This window comes from Altererythrobacter xiamenensis, assembly GCF_900177715.1.
In the GTDB taxonomy this organism is placed as follows: Bacteria; Pseudomonadota; Alphaproteobacteria; order Sphingomonadales; family Sphingomonadaceae; genus Erythrobacter; species Erythrobacter xiamenensis.
Window position 1 is genome coordinate 493647 of sequence record NZ_FXWG01000001.1, and the last position, 14309, is coordinate 507955.

17 protein-coding genes are annotated in these 14309 nt (G+C 62.0%); 10 read left to right on the forward strand and 7 right to left on the reverse strand.

All coding sequences use genetic code 11. The features are described from left to right. Positions 1 to 11: 11 nt before the first annotated feature. Positions 12 to 221 carry a hypothetical protein gene (locus CCE89_RS02530; RefSeq protein WP_086436447.1) on the reverse strand — a complete coding sequence of 70 codons (210 nt, stop codon included), beginning with the start codon at positions 219 to 221 and terminating at the stop codon, positions 12 to 14. A 122-nt stretch (positions 222 to 343) separates the two neighbouring features. Between CCE89_RS02530 and CCE89_RS02535 the strand changes: the two genes are divergently transcribed. Beyond that, positions 344 to 709 carry a DUF3597 domain-containing protein gene (locus tag CCE89_RS02535; protein WP_086436448.1) on the forward strand — a complete coding sequence of 122 codons (366 nt, stop codon included), beginning with the start codon at positions 344 to 346 and terminating at the stop codon, positions 707 to 709. A 63-nt stretch (positions 710 to 772) separates the two neighbouring features. Next, positions 773 to 2626 (forward strand): DUF885 domain-containing protein, encoded by a 1854-nt coding sequence (locus CCE89_RS02540; RefSeq protein WP_086436449.1) that lies wholly within the window; start codon positions 773 to 775, stop codon positions 2624 to 2626. A 32-nt stretch (positions 2627 to 2658) separates the two neighbouring features. Here CCE89_RS02540 and CCE89_RS02545 read toward each other — a convergent pair whose 3' ends face one another. Together CCE89_RS02545 and CCE89_RS02550 are read right to left on the reverse strand one after the other, a co-directional pair. After that, positions 2659 to 2979: a hypothetical protein gene (locus CCE89_RS02545; RefSeq protein WP_086436450.1), complete on the reverse strand. Its 321-nt coding sequence runs from the start codon at positions 2977 to 2979 to the stop codon at positions 2659 to 2661. Positions 2980 to 3091: 112 nt separating this feature from the next. After that, complete coding sequence (locus CCE89_RS02550) at positions 3092 to 4696, reverse strand: phosphoenolpyruvate carboxykinase (RefSeq protein WP_086436451.1); 1605 nt, start codon at positions 4694 to 4696, stop codon at positions 3092 to 3094. Between the two features lie 234 nt (positions 4697 to 4930). Between CCE89_RS02550 and CCE89_RS02555 the strand changes: the two genes are divergently transcribed. The 7 genes from CCE89_RS02555 (at position 4931) to CCE89_RS02585 (ending at position 10236) form a co-directional block, all read left to right on the forward strand. After that, positions 4931 to 5680, forward strand: a complete 750-nt coding sequence (locus CCE89_RS02555; protein WP_086436452.1) for a response regulator transcription factor — start codon at positions 4931 to 4933, stop codon at positions 5678 to 5680. Continuing rightward, on the forward strand, positions 5673 to 7244 hold the full coding sequence (locus CCE89_RS02560; protein WP_086436453.1) for a sensor histidine kinase: 1572 nt from the start codon (positions 5673 to 5675) through the stop codon (positions 7242 to 7244). Before CCE89_RS02555 ends, CCE89_RS02560 begins: the two co-directional genes overlap by 8 nt. Beyond that, positions 7241 to 7672: an HPr kinase/phosphorylase gene (locus tag CCE89_RS02565; protein WP_086436454.1), complete on the forward strand. Its 432-nt coding sequence runs from the start codon at positions 7241 to 7243 to the stop codon at positions 7670 to 7672. Before CCE89_RS02560 ends, CCE89_RS02565 begins: the two co-directional genes overlap by 4 nt. 51 nt (positions 7673 to 7723) lie before the next feature. Beyond that, positions 7724 to 8656, forward strand: a complete 933-nt coding sequence (rapZ, locus tag CCE89_RS02570) for an RNase adapter RapZ (protein ID WP_086436966.1) — start codon at positions 7724 to 7726, stop codon at positions 8654 to 8656. A gap of 61 nt (positions 8657 to 8717) precedes the next feature. Beyond that, positions 8718 to 9143 carry a PTS sugar transporter subunit IIA gene (locus tag CCE89_RS02575; protein WP_086436455.1) on the forward strand — a complete coding sequence of 142 codons (426 nt, stop codon included), beginning with the start codon at positions 8718 to 8720 and terminating at the stop codon, positions 9141 to 9143. After that, the gene (locus CCE89_RS02580; protein WP_086436456.1) at positions 9140 to 9418 is read left to right on the forward strand and encodes an HPr family phosphocarrier protein; all 279 of its coding nucleotides are present in this window, start codon (positions 9140 to 9142) and stop codon (positions 9416 to 9418) included. The genes CCE89_RS02575 and CCE89_RS02580 overlap by 4 nt, the downstream gene beginning before the upstream one ends. Further along, positions 9415 to 10236 carry a TrmH family RNA methyltransferase gene (locus CCE89_RS02585; protein ID WP_086436457.1) on the forward strand — a complete coding sequence of 274 codons (822 nt, stop codon included), beginning with the start codon at positions 9415 to 9417 and terminating at the stop codon, positions 10234 to 10236. The genes CCE89_RS02580 and CCE89_RS02585 overlap by 4 nt, the downstream gene beginning before the upstream one ends. A gap of 196 nt (positions 10237 to 10432) precedes the next feature. Here the strand turns inward: CCE89_RS02585 and rmuC are convergent, their stop codons facing one another. Further along, on the reverse strand, positions 10433 to 11842 hold the full coding sequence (gene rmuC, locus CCE89_RS02590; protein WP_086436458.1) for a DNA recombination protein RmuC: 1410 nt from the start codon (positions 11840 to 11842) through the stop codon (positions 10433 to 10435). 87 nt (positions 11843 to 11929) lie between these two features. Beyond that, positions 11930 to 12295, reverse strand: a complete 366-nt coding sequence (locus CCE89_RS02595) for a DUF1622 domain-containing protein (protein ID WP_086436967.1) — start codon at positions 12293 to 12295, stop codon at positions 11930 to 11932. A 103-nt stretch (positions 12296 to 12398) separates the two neighbouring features. On the opposite strand from CCE89_RS02595, the gene CCE89_RS02600 reads away from it, so the two are divergent. Further along, a complete protein-coding gene (locus tag CCE89_RS02600) occupies positions 12399 to 12797 on the forward strand; it encodes a four-helix bundle copper-binding protein (RefSeq protein ID WP_086436459.1) in 399 nt (132 codons plus the stop codon). 275 nt (positions 12798 to 13072) lie between these two features. Here the strand turns inward: CCE89_RS02600 and def are convergent, their stop codons facing one another. Together def and recR are read right to left on the reverse strand one after the other, a co-directional pair. After that, a complete protein-coding gene (gene def, locus CCE89_RS02605) occupies positions 13073 to 13645 on the reverse strand; it encodes a peptide deformylase (protein WP_086436460.1) in 573 nt (190 codons plus the stop codon). Between the two features lie 54 nt (positions 13646 to 13699). Then, complete coding sequence (gene recR / locus CCE89_RS02610; RefSeq protein ID WP_086436461.1) at positions 13700 to 14296, reverse strand: recombination mediator RecR; 597 nt, start codon at positions 14294 to 14296, stop codon at positions 13700 to 13702. Between the last annotated feature and the right edge of the window lie 13 nt (positions 14297 to 14309).

Consider the following 14309-nt stretch of genomic DNA (forward strand, 5'->3'; position numbering starts at 1 on the left):
AAAGTTCGCTCTTAAGTGCGCTCGCTTTCGGAAAGCTTGTCGATCGGAGCATCCCCGCTTGAATCGGGCACGGTCCAGATCGCGACATTGAGCGCCGCGATTGCCGCGAGGAAGACCATCAGAAGGGCCTTCTTCGTATCGCCCGTTCTTTTCCAGAGCACGAAGGCCCCAACCAAGAGCGCTAGCGCGGCAAGCATCACGATCGACAGAACGACACTCATGGCAGACTCCTTTGAAAACTCGCCTCGCGCTATCCGAGATGCCGAGGAATTGGAACATTGGATGCCTGTGATCCGTTGAAAGCAGCGAGCGACGGCCTGTCGCACCAACACGGAGCATCGACATGGGTATTTTCAGCAAGATCAAGAACGCGATTTTCGGCAAGGACGACAAGAAGGCACCGCCCGCCTCCGCTCCCACCCCTGCCGATCCGACACCGGTCGATCCTCAGCCTATCAGCGACGTCGACGTCGAAGCGCGGCTCGATGCGATGGACGGTTCGGACAGGCTCAACTGGAGGACCTCGATCGTCGATCTGATGAAGCTGATCGGCGTCGATTCCTCTTACGAGAACCGCAAGGAACTGGCGCAGGAGCTCGGCAATACCGACTATTCGGGCAGCGCCGATGACAATATCTGGCTGCACAAGCGCACCATGCAGGAACTGGCGGCCAATGGCGGCAAGGTTCCGGCAGAGTTCCGCGATTAGCCATCGCGATCAGCCGGTAGAGTGCGATTGACTCGCTTGGTCGGGCGCTTACTACCTGCCCGCATGAACGATATTCCCACGAACTTCACGCGCCGTCAGGCCCTTGCCGGGCTTGGCGGCGTTTCCGCATTGGCGCTCCTTCCGGGCTGCGCACAGCAGGCGGGTCTTGGCGCTGCTGCTCCGGTTACGCTCACGCCTGATGAAATGCTCGACCAGATCGCTTGGGCGCTGCTCGAGCATGAGCCGGAACGCGCGACGAGCCTGGGTGTCGACACCGGAGAGCATGCGGATCTTCGCAGCCGCTTGACAGACAAGACGCCCGAAGGCGTCGCCGCCTATGCCGCAAGCCTGCGCTGGGGTCTCGAACAGGCACGGAGCTACCCTAAAGAGGGCCTGACCGACGAGCAGCGCACCTCGTTCGACGTGATCGAAAGCGGATACAGCCTTGCCCTCGATGGCATGGCCCTGCCCTATGGCGATATTCCGGTCGGCAGCTGGCGCACTGCGCCCTACGTCGTCATTCAGAATGTCGGTGCCTATCTCGACCTGCCGCGCTTCATGGATTCGATCCATCCGCTGCGCGACACCGACGACGCCGAGGCTTATATTGCGCGGATCGAGGCAATCCCCGGCGTCCTTGCGGGCGAGCTCGAGCGGATGAAATCCGCACGGGCGATGGGTGTCGTGCCGCCTGACTTCCTGATCGCCAAGGCCACCGGCCAGATGCGAACGACCTTGCTCGACGCGATGGAAGGCGGAACGCTCGTCGCTCCGCTGGAGAAAGCCGACACCACGGTCGATCCCGACGGCAGCTATGCGCGCCGTGCGCAGGAAATCGTCACCACGCAGATTGCGCCCGGTTTCGAAGCGCAGCTTGCCGAACTCTTCGCACAGCAAAAGGTGGCGACAGGCGAACCCGGCATGTACGCGCGCCCGCGTGGCGAGGAATGGTATGCCTGGGCGCTGCGCTCAAGCACCACGACCACGCTTTCGCCGGACGAGGTACACCAGCAAGGGCTGGAAGAGCTAGACGCGCTTCATGCCAGGATGGATCCGATCCTGCGAGAGATCGGCTTTACCAGCGGTACTGTTGGCGAGCGAATGCAGGCGCTGGGTGCCGATCCGCGTTACCAGTTTGCCGAGGGCGATCCCGGCCGCGCCGAGATCATGTCCTTCATCGAGGAGCGGATCGACTGGATCAAGGCGCAGATGCCGCGCGCTTTCAACACGCTGGTCGATCCCAATCTGGAAGTCCGCCGTATCCCGCCAGCGGAAGAAGTCGGTGCGCCCGGGGCCTATGGCGGCGCGGGCAGCAAGGACGGCACGATCCCGGGACGCTTCTGGATCAACCTGCGTACCACCGACCTGCATCGCAAATATGATCTCGCCGATCTGACCTATCACGAGACCATTCCCGGCCACGTTTGGGAGGGTGAATATTCGAACCGCCTGCCGCTGATCCGTTCGATCCTCGCCTTCAATCCCTTCAGCGAAGGCTGGGCGCTCTACGGCGAGCAACTGGCGGACGAACTCGGCGCCTATGACGACTACAAGGTTGGCCGACTGGGCTATCTCCAGTCGCTCGCATTTCGCGCCTGCCGGATGGTGGTCGACACCGGGCTCCATGCGAAGGGGTGGAGCCGGGACAAGGCCGTCGATTTCTTCGTCACCCGCAACGGCAGCAAGCGCGCGGAAGTCGAAGGCGAGGTCGATCGCTATTGCAGCTGGCCGGGCCAGGCGACCGGCTACAAGCTCGGCCACAGCCGGATCGTCGATCAACGCGCGCGGGCGCAACGCGAGCTAGGCGGTGCCTACGACTTCAAGGCATTCAACGATGCGGTTGTCCTCGGCGGCAATGTGCCGATGGATGTTCTGGAGAAAAACGTCGGACGTTACATCGCGGCGAACAGCCCGTGATACCCCAAGCGAAAAGCTGACAGGCAGGAAGGCTAGCTCTTCCCGAAGAGCTTGCCGGCGAAACCGGCAATGTCGTCAAACGGATTACCGTCATGATCGGCATCGAGGATCTGCATGAACTTGGCGAGCGAACCTTCGCCACCAACCTGGTCGCGCACGCTGGCAAGCACGCTCTCGTCGATCCCGGTCTTCTTGGCAGCGAGACCGACCGTATCGCCATCCTGGTGATGCGCCTCTGTCAGCGCGGCGATGGCTTTTTCTGCGGTCTCGCTGTCGATCCCAAGTTTTTCGGCGAGGTTTTTCACCGTCGGGTGATCGTGGGCTGCACCGAGAATTTGGTCGAACATACTCATGTCGCTCTCCTTGGATCGAGTCGGTGCCCGATCATGGCGCAGAGTCATGACATAGAAAAGGCCCCGTTCCTTGCGAAACGGGGCCTTCCTCTCCCAACCTTGTAAAAAGGTGTCAGGCGGCGACCGCGTTGCTCGGCGCAGCCTTGCGAACGCCTTCATCGACATGGCTTTCGAACTGTTCGAAATTGTCGATGAAGAGCTGCACCAGCTTTTGCGCGGTGCGATCGTATTCGTCCTTGTCCGCCCAGGTCGAACGCGGATCGAGAATACCGTCATCGACACCCGGCACGCTGATCGGCACTTCGAAACCGAAGTTCGGATCGATGCGGAACTCGGCATCGTTCAGCGAGCCGTCGAGCGCGGCATTGAGCAAAGCGCGGGTTGCCTTGATGGGCATGCGGCTGCCCGTGCCGTACTGACCGCCGGTCCAGCCGGTGTTGACGAGCCAGCAGGACGCGTTGCCATTGGCGATCCGCTCCTTCAGCAGGTTTCCGTAAACGCTCGGATGACGCGGCATGAAGGCAGCGCCGAAGCACGTCGAGAAAGTTGCTTCGGGCTCGGTCACGCCGATCTCGGTACCGGCAACCTTGGCAGTATAGCCGGACAGGAAGTGGTACATCGCCTGGTCGGGCGTCAGCCGCGAAATCGGAGGCAGCACGCCGAACGCATCGGCAGTGAGCATGACCACATTGCTTGGCACCGGGCCGAGGTTTTCTTCCGATGTGTTCGGGATGTAATCGATAGGATAGGCGCCGCGAGTGTTCTCGGTCTTGCTCGTATCGGTAAAGTCGATCGTGCGCGTGTCCTCGTCCATCGCGACATTTTCGAGGATCGTGCCGAACATCTTCGTCGTCGCGTAGATTTCCGGTTCGCCTTCCGCCGAAAGGTCGATCATCTTGGCGTAGCAGCCGCCTTCGAAATTGAAGACCGCCGTGTCCGACCAGCCGTGTTCGTCGTCGCCGATCAGCGTGCGGCTTGCATCGGCAGAAAGCGTGGTCTTCCCCGTGCCCGACAGGCCGAAGAAAATGGCGGTCTTGCCGTCGGGTCCAACGTTGGCGGAACAGTGCATTGGCATCACGCCTTGGGCGGGCAGCAGGTAGTTGAGGATGCCGAAAACACCCTTCTTCATTTCGCCGGAGTATTCGGTGTTGCCGATCAGGATCAGCTTCTCGGTGAAGTTAACCGCGATCACCGTATCGCTGCGGCTGCCGTGCCGCTCGGGATCCGCCTTGAAGCTCGGCAGGTTGATGATCGTGTATTCGGGTTCGAAATCGCCCAATTCTTCCCGGGTCGGGCGAACGAGCAGTGTCCGCGCAAACAGCGAATGCCAGGCCATCTGCGTAATGACGCGCACATTGACGCGATATTCGGGTTGCGAACCTCCGAACAGGTCGGCGACGTAGAGCTCGTCCTGATCCTTCAGCGCCTCGAGGAAATCCGCCTTGAGATTGGCGAAATGTTCCGGGCTCATCGGCTGGTTGATCGCGCCCCAGTTGATCGTGTCTTCGGTGGTCGCATCGCGAACCACGAACTTGTCCTTCACGCTGCGGCCTGTGAATCGGCCGGTATCGACGACCAGCGGACCATCTTTCGCCAGCTTGCCTTCGCCGCGGTCCAGCGCGTGCTCGACAAGCTGGGGCGTTCCCAGATTGGGGTAGATCTTTGCTGAGGTTTCAATCCCTTGGCTCGAAAGGGGATAGGCAAGCGGGGTCGACACGCGATTCTCCTGCGACAGGTTCCGGATGGGCCGGGATGGTCTTGCTGTGCGATTCGCTTGCAACTGCCTGCATACGAATGCACTAGCTTCGTCTGACCCTCTAATGCCCGCTCGCCCGTGCGTCAAACAGACTCGCCTTGCGCTATGTCCACAATAGCGTGCAATTTTCGCATCCGTTGTTTCGCTGGACGGAAGCGGCTAACCGAAAAACCTGTCTGCTGGGAAAGGATCAGGATGGCCGAGGAAACCGGCGAAACATCGAATGCGCGCGAAGATACGGTCATCGCGCTGGTCGACGATGATCGCAATATCCTTACGACGGTTTCGATTGCCCTCCAGGCAGAGGGCTATGTCACGCGCGTCTATTCGGATGGCGAGACTGCCCTGAAGGCGCTGCTCGACAATCCGCCTGACCTGGCGATCTTCGACATCAAGATGCCCAAGATGGACGGGCTGCAACTGCTTCGCGAAGTGCGGCAGCATTCTGCTCTTCCCGTCATCTTTCTCACCAGCAAGGATGATGAGGGCGACGAGGAGCAAGGACTGGAACTGGGCGCGGACGATTATATCGCCAAGCCGTTCAGCTTGCGCCTGCTGCTCGCCCGGATCCGAGCCATCCTGCGCCGCGCCGACCCTTCGCGGCCGCTCGACGGCGACACCGATGCGAGCGAGAACGCCCATGCTTCACTGACGCGCGGCCGGCTGTTCATGGATCCTGCCCGACATCACGTGACCTGGGACGGCGATCCCGTCTCGCTGACCGTTACCGAGTTTCTCATTCTCGAAGCGCTCGCGGCGCGTCCCGGCGTCATCAAGAGCCGTAACCAGTTGATGGATGCGGCTTACCCCGACGACATCTTCGTCGACGATCGCACGGTGGACAGCCACATCAAGCGGATGCGGCGCAAGTTCCGCCAGGTCGACCCGACCTTTGGCGCTATCGAAACGCTGTACGGGGCTGGCTACAGCTTCTCCGATGGCTGACGAATTACCGGCAAATCGCCTCGATCGCGGGCTTGAGCGGCTGACATGGAGCGGCAAGCTTTCGCTCACATCGCGCATCCTGGCGGTCAATCTGCTGCCGCTCCTGCTGCTCGGCGGCGGGCTGTTCTACCTCGATTCCTATCGTACGCAGCTCCTCAACGAGCGCTACAAGCTTGCCCGGATCGAAGCACAGATCACGGCCGAGGCGCTCGCCGGCGCGAGCCGCGAGCGGCAAGAGGCGCTGCTCATCCAGATCGGGAAGGAGCAGCGCATGCGGATGCGCATGTTCGATGCGGAGGGACGGCTGTGGGCGGACAGTTTCGCGCTCGACGAGGAGCCTTCCTTCCAGTTCGACGACATAACCGACGACAGTTGGGATCAACGCTTCGCTCGCTGGCTCGATCGCGCGGTCGATACCATCGTAAGCGCAGAGCCGGTCACCGATTACGTCGAACCGGAAGCGCAAACCGCCGATGCCTGGCCCGAACTGGTCAAGGCGCGAGAGGAAGGCCTGAGCCAGATCACACTTTATGACTGGCGGGACGGGACACCCGTGATCACGGCAGCGGCACCCGTCGGTCTTAACGGAGCGACACTGCTAACCACGCGCAATGCGGTAGACATCACCGAATCCGTGCGCAGCGCGCGCTCGACCCTGGGTCTGGGCGTCCTCCTGGTGCTCACGGCCTCGATCTTGCTCTCGCTCTTCCTTGCGCGAACCATTATCGCCCCCCTGCGCCTGCTGTCGCGCGCAGCCATGCGCGTCCGGCAAGGTCGCGAGCGCGAAGTGGAGGTCCCGCGTCTGCCGGAAAGACGCGACGAAATCGGGCTACTGGCCCGCGCCGTTTCCGACATGACTGGCGCGCTCCGCCACCGCATCGACGCGGTCGAGAGCTTTGCCGCCGACGTGGCGCATGAAATCAAGAACCCGCTCGCAAGCTTGCGCAGTGCCATCGAGTCCCTGCCCCGCGTCGAAGATCCCGAATTGCGGCGGCAACTGGTCGATATCGCAACCCATGACGTCCGACGGATCGACCGCCTGGTGACCGAAATCTCCGATGCGAGCCGGATCGATGCCGAGATGTCGCGCGCGACGCTCGAGACAATCGACCTTGCAGATCTCGTCGAAGCGATCGTCGGTTCACGCGAGGCGCGCGCCGAAAACCGCGACCACCGGATCGAACTCAAGCGCAAGGGCTGGCCCTCGCCCGTTACCGGTGTCGCAACCCGGCTGGAACGTGTAGTCGAAAACCTGCTCGACAATGCCGTGTCTTTCTCTCCGCCCGACGCTCCAATCGAAGTGGAGATCGGCAATGTGGACGACCGCGTAGTACTCACGGTCTGCGATCGCGGGCCCGGCATCCCAGAGGATTCGCGGGAGAAGGTCTTCCGGCGGTTTCATTCGGTAAGGCCCGAGGCCGAAGACTTCGGCAATCATTCTGGGTTGGGCCTGGCGATCGCCCGCACAATTGCCGAGGCGCATGACGGCTCGCTCATCGCTGCAGGTCGCAGCGACGGCAAGCCGGGCGCCTGCCTGCGCCTTGAATTGCCTGCCGCGCAATGAGCAAAGACACGCGCCTGCTTCAGGCCAGCGCAGTGGCGGTAGAAGGGCGCGCCATATTGATCACCGGCAGACCGGGCAGCAGAAAATCCTCGCTCGCTCTCGCCCTCATCGACCGGGGTGCGCAACTCATCGGCGACGACGGCGTTACCCTTGAGCGTGAGGGCGACCGGATAATCGCCAGCCCCCCGCCGAATATCGCGGGCAAGCTCGAGATACGGGGTGTTGGGATTATCGACCTAACGCCTGTCAATGCGCCGCTTGCTCTGATTCTCGATCTTGACGGGGAAGTGTGCCGACTTCCCCCCGAAATACTCGGCACGCGCGAGATTATCGGCTGCGCGATGCCTTGCCTGCCCTTCGACACGTCGGCACCCTCGCCCGCCCTGCGCGCCGAATGGGCGCTGCGGGTCCACGGCCTTGCTGATTGAACCCGCACAAAGGGGGTTTTCATTATGCCGCATCGCAGCGAAAAGAGGCGCATGGAAGAGAGCGAACGAGAGAGCGCTTCGGCTGGGCGCAAATCCGGCCAGCAGCGCGTCCTGCTCGTCACCGGCGTTTCCGGAGCGGGAAAATCGACCGCGCTCGACGTGCTGGAGGACCTCGGTTGGGAGACGATCGATAATTTCCCGGTTCGTCTTCTCAAGCGTCTGCTGTCACGGCCCGACGGTGAACATGGCAATCTGGCGATCGGCTTCGATTCGCGCACACGGGGCTTCGTGCCCGCCAAGATTATCGACATCGTAAAGGACCTCTCGCGGCAGGAAGACCTCCTCGTCTCGACCCTTTTCATCGATTGTTCGAGCGGTGAACTCGAGCGTCGCTACAACGAGACCCGCCGCCGCCACCCGATGGCACAGGGTAGCCCGGTCCAGGAGGGCATCAGGGCCGAGCGCGAGTTGATGGAGCCGCTACGGCGCTGGGCGGACATGGTCGTCGATACAACCGATTTCTCGACCAACGATCTGCAGCAGCACATCCGCGAACTGTTCGCCGCCGAGGCGGATCAGCCCATGACGGTGACCGTGTCGAGCTTCGGCTTCGCTCGGGGTATGCCGCCGCTGGCCGATCTCGTTTTCGACATGCGTTTCCTCGACAATCCGCACTGGGTGGACGAGCTTCGCGAGCAGACCGGGCTGGATCCGGCTGTCGGTGAGCATATCGAGAAAGACGCAGGTTTCGCGCCAGCCTTCTCGCAGATCCGCGACCTTCTCGACACGTTGCTTCCGCGCTATCAGGCGCAGGGCAAGAGCTACGTCCATATCGCCTTCGGTTGTACCGGCGGGAGACACCGCTCGGTATTCACCGCCGAACGTATGGCCCAAGCCTTGCGCCACGCAGGATTTTCGCCCACTGTCCGCCACCGCAATCTGGGATCGCGCGCCACCGATGCGGTCGAAGGGATGAAGCGTTGATGAGCCGGACCGAGAAACAACGGCGTCGCATGACCACCAAGACCGGAAACAGTATTCTCTCATGATCGGCATGATTCTCGTGACGCACGGCCATTTGGCCGAGCAATTCGTCGAGGCAATGGAGCACGTCGTGGGCCTGCAGGAAGCGGTCGCTACCGTATGCATCGGACCCAATGACGACATGGAGCAGCGGCGCGAGGAAATCGCCTCCGCCATCGGCGCGGTCGACAGCGGCAATGGGGTCATCATCCTGACCGACCTGTTCGGCGGCACGCCCTCGAACCTTGCCATATCGCTGCTCGATGCCGGACGGGTCGAAGTGATCGCGGGCATCAACCTGCCGATGCTCATCCGTCTTGCCGGCGCACGCAAATCTATGAGCGTTGTTGAAGCTGTCGAGGCAGCGCAGACTGCCGGCCGCAATTATATCACGGTGGCGAGCGAGTTCCTCGGGCATGAGGATGCGCCGAAGAAGGCCAAGGCATGAGCGAGCATCGCCAGGCCGTCACCATCATCAACAAGCGCGGCCTGCACGCGCGCGCCAGTGCCAAGTTTGTCGGAGCAGTCGCGGCTTTGCCCGATGGCACTCAGGTGCGCGTCGCCAAGGGGGGCAACGAAGCTGAAGGCGGCTCGATCCTCGGCCTGATGATGCTCGGCGCGGCCAAGGGCGACGAGATCGAGGTCATCGTGGCGGGCGACAACGCAGAGGATGTACTGGGCGAGTTGGTGGCGCTGGTCAGCGACGGGTTCGGCGAAGAGTGAGCCCTTCATCCGAGCGGCGGACCATTACGGGTTTTTCAAACTCGACCGTCAAATATCTGAGATCACTGCGGGAAAAGAAGCACCGCAAGCGAGAGGGCAAGTTTCTTGCCGAAGGTCTGCGGCTTCTCACCGACGCGCGCGAATGCGGCCATGTGCCCGAGATTCTGGTGATGTCCGATACTCGCGATCCGCACCCTTTGTTGGCCGAACTCGAAGCGGCAGTCGCGGCAGCCGGTGGCGCCATCATCGAAACGTCGCCCGATATCCTGACCAAGATCACCGGCAAGTCGAACCCGCAGGCAGTGGCCGGGATGTTCGCGGAGTTCGACACTTCGCTGACCCAGCTCGCCCGCAGCGCCGCTCCGATCTGGCTTGTCGCCCAAGAGCTGCGCGATCCGGGCAACCTCGGCACCATGCTCCGAACCTGTGACGCGGTGGGAGCAGGCGGACTGATCCTGATCGACGATTGCGCCGATCCGTTCAGCGTTGAAGCGGTGCGTGCCAGCATGGGCGCGGTCTTCACGCAAGCCATTGCGCAAGCGCGATGGGACGAGTTCGTGCCGTGGCTGCGTGGCGGAGAGGGCCAGCTGGTCGCCGCATCGCTGAGGGACGCAGTGCCCTATCGCGGTGCACCCTACCAAGCGCCCTGCTTCATACTGGTCGGCAATGAATCGCAGGGATTGCCAGAAGATTACGAGGCAGAGTGCGACCTGCGCGTCACCATGCCGATGAAGGGGCGCGCGGACAGCCTCAACGCCGCGGTGGCCGGTGCCGTGCTGGCCTATGAGGTGCTCGACAGCCTTTCCCAACAAACTTGACACAATTGACAGGTTGTCAAGCCGCGTAAACGCCACCTTCCCTTTAATATTCAGATACTTAAGTCGAATCCGGCAACTTGACACCTTTCCAACGCGATCGCGCGTCGGGAGGCGGTGGATGGGCGGCTTCGGCTGGTAAGTCATCGCCCTCGGCTATGCGCCGAAAGGCCCCGAGTAGGAAAGCGCCTGGTCGGCCTTACTCGGCTGCGTCGCGTTTGCCGTCCTCGATCTGTGGGGCGTCGGCAGCGTCGTCATTGTTGTAGCGCGGCGTAGCCTCAACCAGTGGCACATCCTCGATCTCGCGCTTGCCGATCTCGATGCCCTTGTCGGCCAGCCGCCGACCTGAGGAAAGCACGTTGCGCTCAAAACTGCCGACGAACTTGTTGTAGTTGTTCACCGCCGTTTCGAGTCCCCCACCAACGCGCTTCATATGCTCGGCAGCCACGGCCAGACGGTCATAGAGTTCCGCGCCAGCCTTGCCGATTTCCACCGCTTCACGGGCGATCGTATCCTGCCTCCAGACCTGCGCCACAGTGCGCGCGATGGCGACGAGATTGGTCGGTGTCGCAAGCAACACCTTGTTATGAAAGGCGAAGTCCCACAGCTCCGGATCGTGCTCGAGTGCGGCAGCGACGAAATGTTCGCCCGGCACGAACATCACGACGTAATCGGGCGCGTCGTCAAACTGGCTCTGATACCCTTTGGATCCAAGCGTCTGAACGTGGCCCCGCATGGACTTGGCGTGCAGGTCGAGGTGACGCTTGCGCTCCTCATCGTCATCGGCCTCGAACGCCGCCTGATAGGCGTTGAGCGAAACCTTGGCGTCGATAACCAGCTTCTTCTGCCCGGGCACATTGACGATCGCGTCGGGACGCAAGCGCCCCTGGTCGGTATCCATCGATTGCTCGAGATGGAAATCGGTGTGTTCGGCAAGCCCGCATTGCTCGAGCACATTCTGGAGTGCCCGCTCGCCCCAGCGCCCGCGTGCCTTGGGCGCATTGGTGAGCGAATTGCCCAGCCGCTGCGCTTCCTTGCGAACCTCTTCCTGTCCGCGCTGCATTTCGGTGATCTGCTGGTAAAGCCTGCCGAAAGCGTCGGTGCGCTTTTCCTCCAGGGCAGCGACCTGCTCCTCGTATTTCTTCAGTCGATCGCCAACCGGCTGCAGCAGCGCCCTGATCTTCTCCTCGGAGGACTTCTCGGCATGACCGAAGCGTTCGGTTGCGCTGGCAAGGAATTTCTCCTGCGCCGCGCCGAGAACCTTGGCACCGGTGTTCTCGAACTCCTTTAGAAGCTTTTCGCGACTCTCCTCGAGCAGCCGCTTCTGCTCCTCGAACCCCGCCCGTTCCGCCTTGAAGCGCGCATTTTCTTCGCGTGCACGATCAAGCTGTTCGGCAAGGCCGTCCGCTCGCGCAGCACGCTCGGACATGGTCGCAAGCTCAGGCGTCATGCGAGAAAGCTTTTCGGAAAGCTCCTTCGCCTCGCCGTCACGCTCTGCATGGCGCGCCTTCCAGTCGGCCACAGGTCGCGAGCCGAAAAACCATCCGGCGACCCCGCCCAGGGCAAGGCCGATAACGAGCGCGAATATAGTCAGAACAGTGGCATCCATTTCGGGAACATAGCTGGAACGCAGGCTCGCGCCAAGCCACCTCGGCAACTAATCCCCGCGTTGGAAGCTTGCCCCTACGCCTGCCTGCTAGGACTTCCCTTCGGCGCCCTTTTGCCACGGCCACTTGCCGTCGATTTCCACTTCAAGACTGAAGCTCAGGAATGTCCGGATGATCACGATCAGGCCGAGCACGAGGACGGATTCGAGCGTCGGGTCGACCGCAACGGTGCGGATGATGTCGGCCGCCACCAGCAGCTCCAGCCCCGTCAGGATCGAGCGCCCGAGCGTGCTGCGAAAGCGCGCGACCAGATCTCGCTCCCGCCCGGCTTCGCTGCCTCTGCCGACAACCAGATTTCGCCCGAATTTCACGGCGGCGATGATTGCGCCGATGATGATTACGGCAATTCCCGCCAATTCAAACAGCCGCGCCACATCGACTGCGATTGCGAGCATGATCTGATCGGTAAGCATGGTGACTCAACCGGCGAAAGGGAGGACCGGTTCCGCCGGAACAATCGCCATTCTCGCTCGCTGAGGAGATGAAGGAGAATTGACGATGTCTATCAAGGAAATGATCAAGGAACACCCGCAGGTCGGGGCAGACTGGAACGACCAGCTGGGCGAAGCCGTGCGCCACGCGATGTATTGCGCGGCGATCTGCAACAGCTGCGCCGATGCCTGCAGCGCGGAAGAAATGGATATGCGCGAATGCATCCGGCTGTGCATGGATTGCTCGGACGTCTGCACCGCAACCTACCGGGTCGCGACGCGCCGTACCGCTGGCAATGTCGCAGTGATCGAGGCCCAGCTGCGCGCCTGCATCGCGGCATGTGAAGCCTGCGTCGAGGAATGTTCGAAGCACGATAACGACCACTGCCGCCGCTGCGCGCAGATGTGCCGCGAATGTGCCGACGATTGCCTCAAAGCACTCAATGGCATGATGCAGAACGCGTAAGTTTGCGAACCCGCATCCGCGGGTCCGTCCTCGGCGCAGTTCCCTCGCTGCGCTCGGGGCACCTGCGGGGCGGGCGCGTGCCCTTGCGGTCGGCTGGTCGCCGACCGACACCACTCATCTGATCAGCGAGAGATCGATGCCGCAGGTATTGATTTCGTATGAGGACGTTGAATGAGATCGGTCACGGTAGTGACCGCAAGGCCGACCGGCCGTCGCGCGGTTAGCGCGGAAGCCTAAGGGGCCGGATGGCCCCGCCGGCGCTCGAGGCCAACAAACTACGCCGCCTGACGCAGCTTCTTGAGCTTTTTCAGGGCCATCTGCTTCTTGAGGCGGCTCAGATGGTCGATGAAGAGAATGCCCTCGAGATGGTCCATCTCGTGCTGGATGCACGTGGCCATCAGCCCCTCCATCGTTTCCTCATGGCTGTTACCGTCGAGGTCCTGGTAGCGGACCTTGCAGGTCGCCGGACGATCGACATCCGCATAAATCTCGGGAACCGAGAGGCAGCCTTCCTGATAGGTCGTCAGGTCCCCTGCCGGATCGACGATCACCGGATTGATGAAGATGCGCGGCTCTTTCTTGAGAGGATAGTGCACATGCTCATGTCCGTCATGATTGCACGGTTCCGGCTCGTCATCCTTGTCTTCCGGCTGCAGGTCGATCACCAGCACGCGCTTGGGAACGCCCACCTGGATCGCCGCGAGGCCGATACCGTTTGCGTCATACATCGTTTCGAACATGTCATCGACGAGGGTCTTGAGTTCGTCATTGAACTCGCCCTCTGCGACGGGTTCGGACACGACCTTGAGCCGGGGATCCGGCACTTCCAGGATTTCACGAATAGCCATGAGGGTGATTTAGTGTCGGCCGGGCGCAATCGCAAGCGCAGCAATGCGATCACGCTAATCGACAGGCCGCCTCGCCCTGAGCGCCTGCGCCAGCGTCCCCTCGTCGAGGTAATCGAGCTCGCCGCCTACGGGCAGGCCATGCGCCAGCTGGGTGATGCGCAACGGGAAGCCTTCCAGCCGCTCGGCAATGTAATGCGCGGTCGTCTGCCCCTCAAGCGTGGCGTTCATCGCGAGCACGACCTCGTCGATGCCGCCTTCCTCGATCCGGCCTAACAGGCTGGCGATGTTGAGATCCTCCGGCCCGATACCGTCGAGCGCCGACAGTTTGCCGCCAAGCACATGATAGCGTCCTGAAAAAAGCCGCGAGCGGTCGAGCGCCCAGAGGTCCGCGACATCCTCGACCACGCAGAGCGATTTCCGGTCGCGACGCGGGTCGGCGCAGATGCCGCAGGGGTTCTTCGTATCGACATTGCCGCAGGTGTCGCATTCGACCAGCGTGTCCTGAACGGTACCGAGCGCGGTTAGAAGCGCCGGGAGAGCCTGCTCGCGGTTCTTGACCAGCCAAAGCACCGCACGCCGTGCCGAGCGCGGGCCAAGCCCGGGTAGCCGCGCCAATGCGCCGGCCAATGCTTCGATCTCTTGCGATGCCATGGGGTGACAGATA

Coding starts and splice junctions, on each gene's coding strand:
- rmuC (WP_086436458.1), bottom strand. CDS start 11,842: ATGGATGCCACTGTTCTGACTATATTCGCGCTCGTTATCGGCCTTGCC.
- CCE89_RS02580 (WP_086436456.1), top strand. CDS start 9,140: ATGAGCGAGCATCGCCAGGCCGTCACCATCATCAACAAGCGCGGCCTG.
- CCE89_RS02545 (WP_086436450.1), bottom strand. CDS start 2,979: ATGAGTATGTTCGACCAAATTCTCGGTGCAGCCCACGATCACCCGACG.
- CCE89_RS02530 (WP_086436447.1), bottom strand. CDS start 221: ATGAGTGTCGTTCTGTCGATCGTGATGCTTGCCGCGCTAGCGCTCTTG.
- CCE89_RS02575 (WP_086436455.1), top strand. CDS start 8,718: ATGATCGGCATGATTCTCGTGACGCACGGCCATTTGGCCGAGCAATTC.
- def (WP_086436460.1), bottom strand. CDS start 13,645: ATGGCTATTCGTGAAATCCTGGAAGTGCCGGATCCCCGGCTCAAGGTC.
- rapZ (WP_086436966.1), top strand. CDS start 7,724: ATGGAAGAGAGCGAACGAGAGAGCGCTTCGGCTGGGCGCAAATCCGGC.
- CCE89_RS02600 (WP_086436459.1), top strand. CDS start 12,399: ATGTCTATCAAGGAAATGATCAAGGAACACCCGCAGGTCGGGGCAGAC.
- CCE89_RS02540 (WP_086436449.1), top strand. CDS start 773: ATGAACGATATTCCCACGAACTTCACGCGCCGTCAGGCCCTTGCCGGG.
- CCE89_RS02555 (WP_086436452.1), top strand. CDS start 4,931: ATGGCCGAGGAAACCGGCGAAACATCGAATGCGCGCGAAGATACGGTC.
- CCE89_RS02535 (WP_086436448.1), top strand. CDS start 344: ATGGGTATTTTCAGCAAGATCAAGAACGCGATTTTCGGCAAGGACGAC.
- CCE89_RS02595 (WP_086436967.1), bottom strand. CDS start 12,295: ATGCTCGCAATCGCAGTCGATGTGGCGCGGCTGTTTGAATTGGCGGGA.
- recR (WP_086436461.1), bottom strand. CDS start 14,296: ATGGCATCGCAAGAGATCGAAGCATTGGCCGGCGCATTGGCGCGGCTA.
- CCE89_RS02565 (WP_086436454.1), top strand. CDS start 7,241: ATGAGCAAAGACACGCGCCTGCTTCAGGCCAGCGCAGTGGCGGTAGAA.
- CCE89_RS02560 (WP_086436453.1), top strand. CDS start 5,673: ATGGCTGACGAATTACCGGCAAATCGCCTCGATCGCGGGCTTGAGCGG.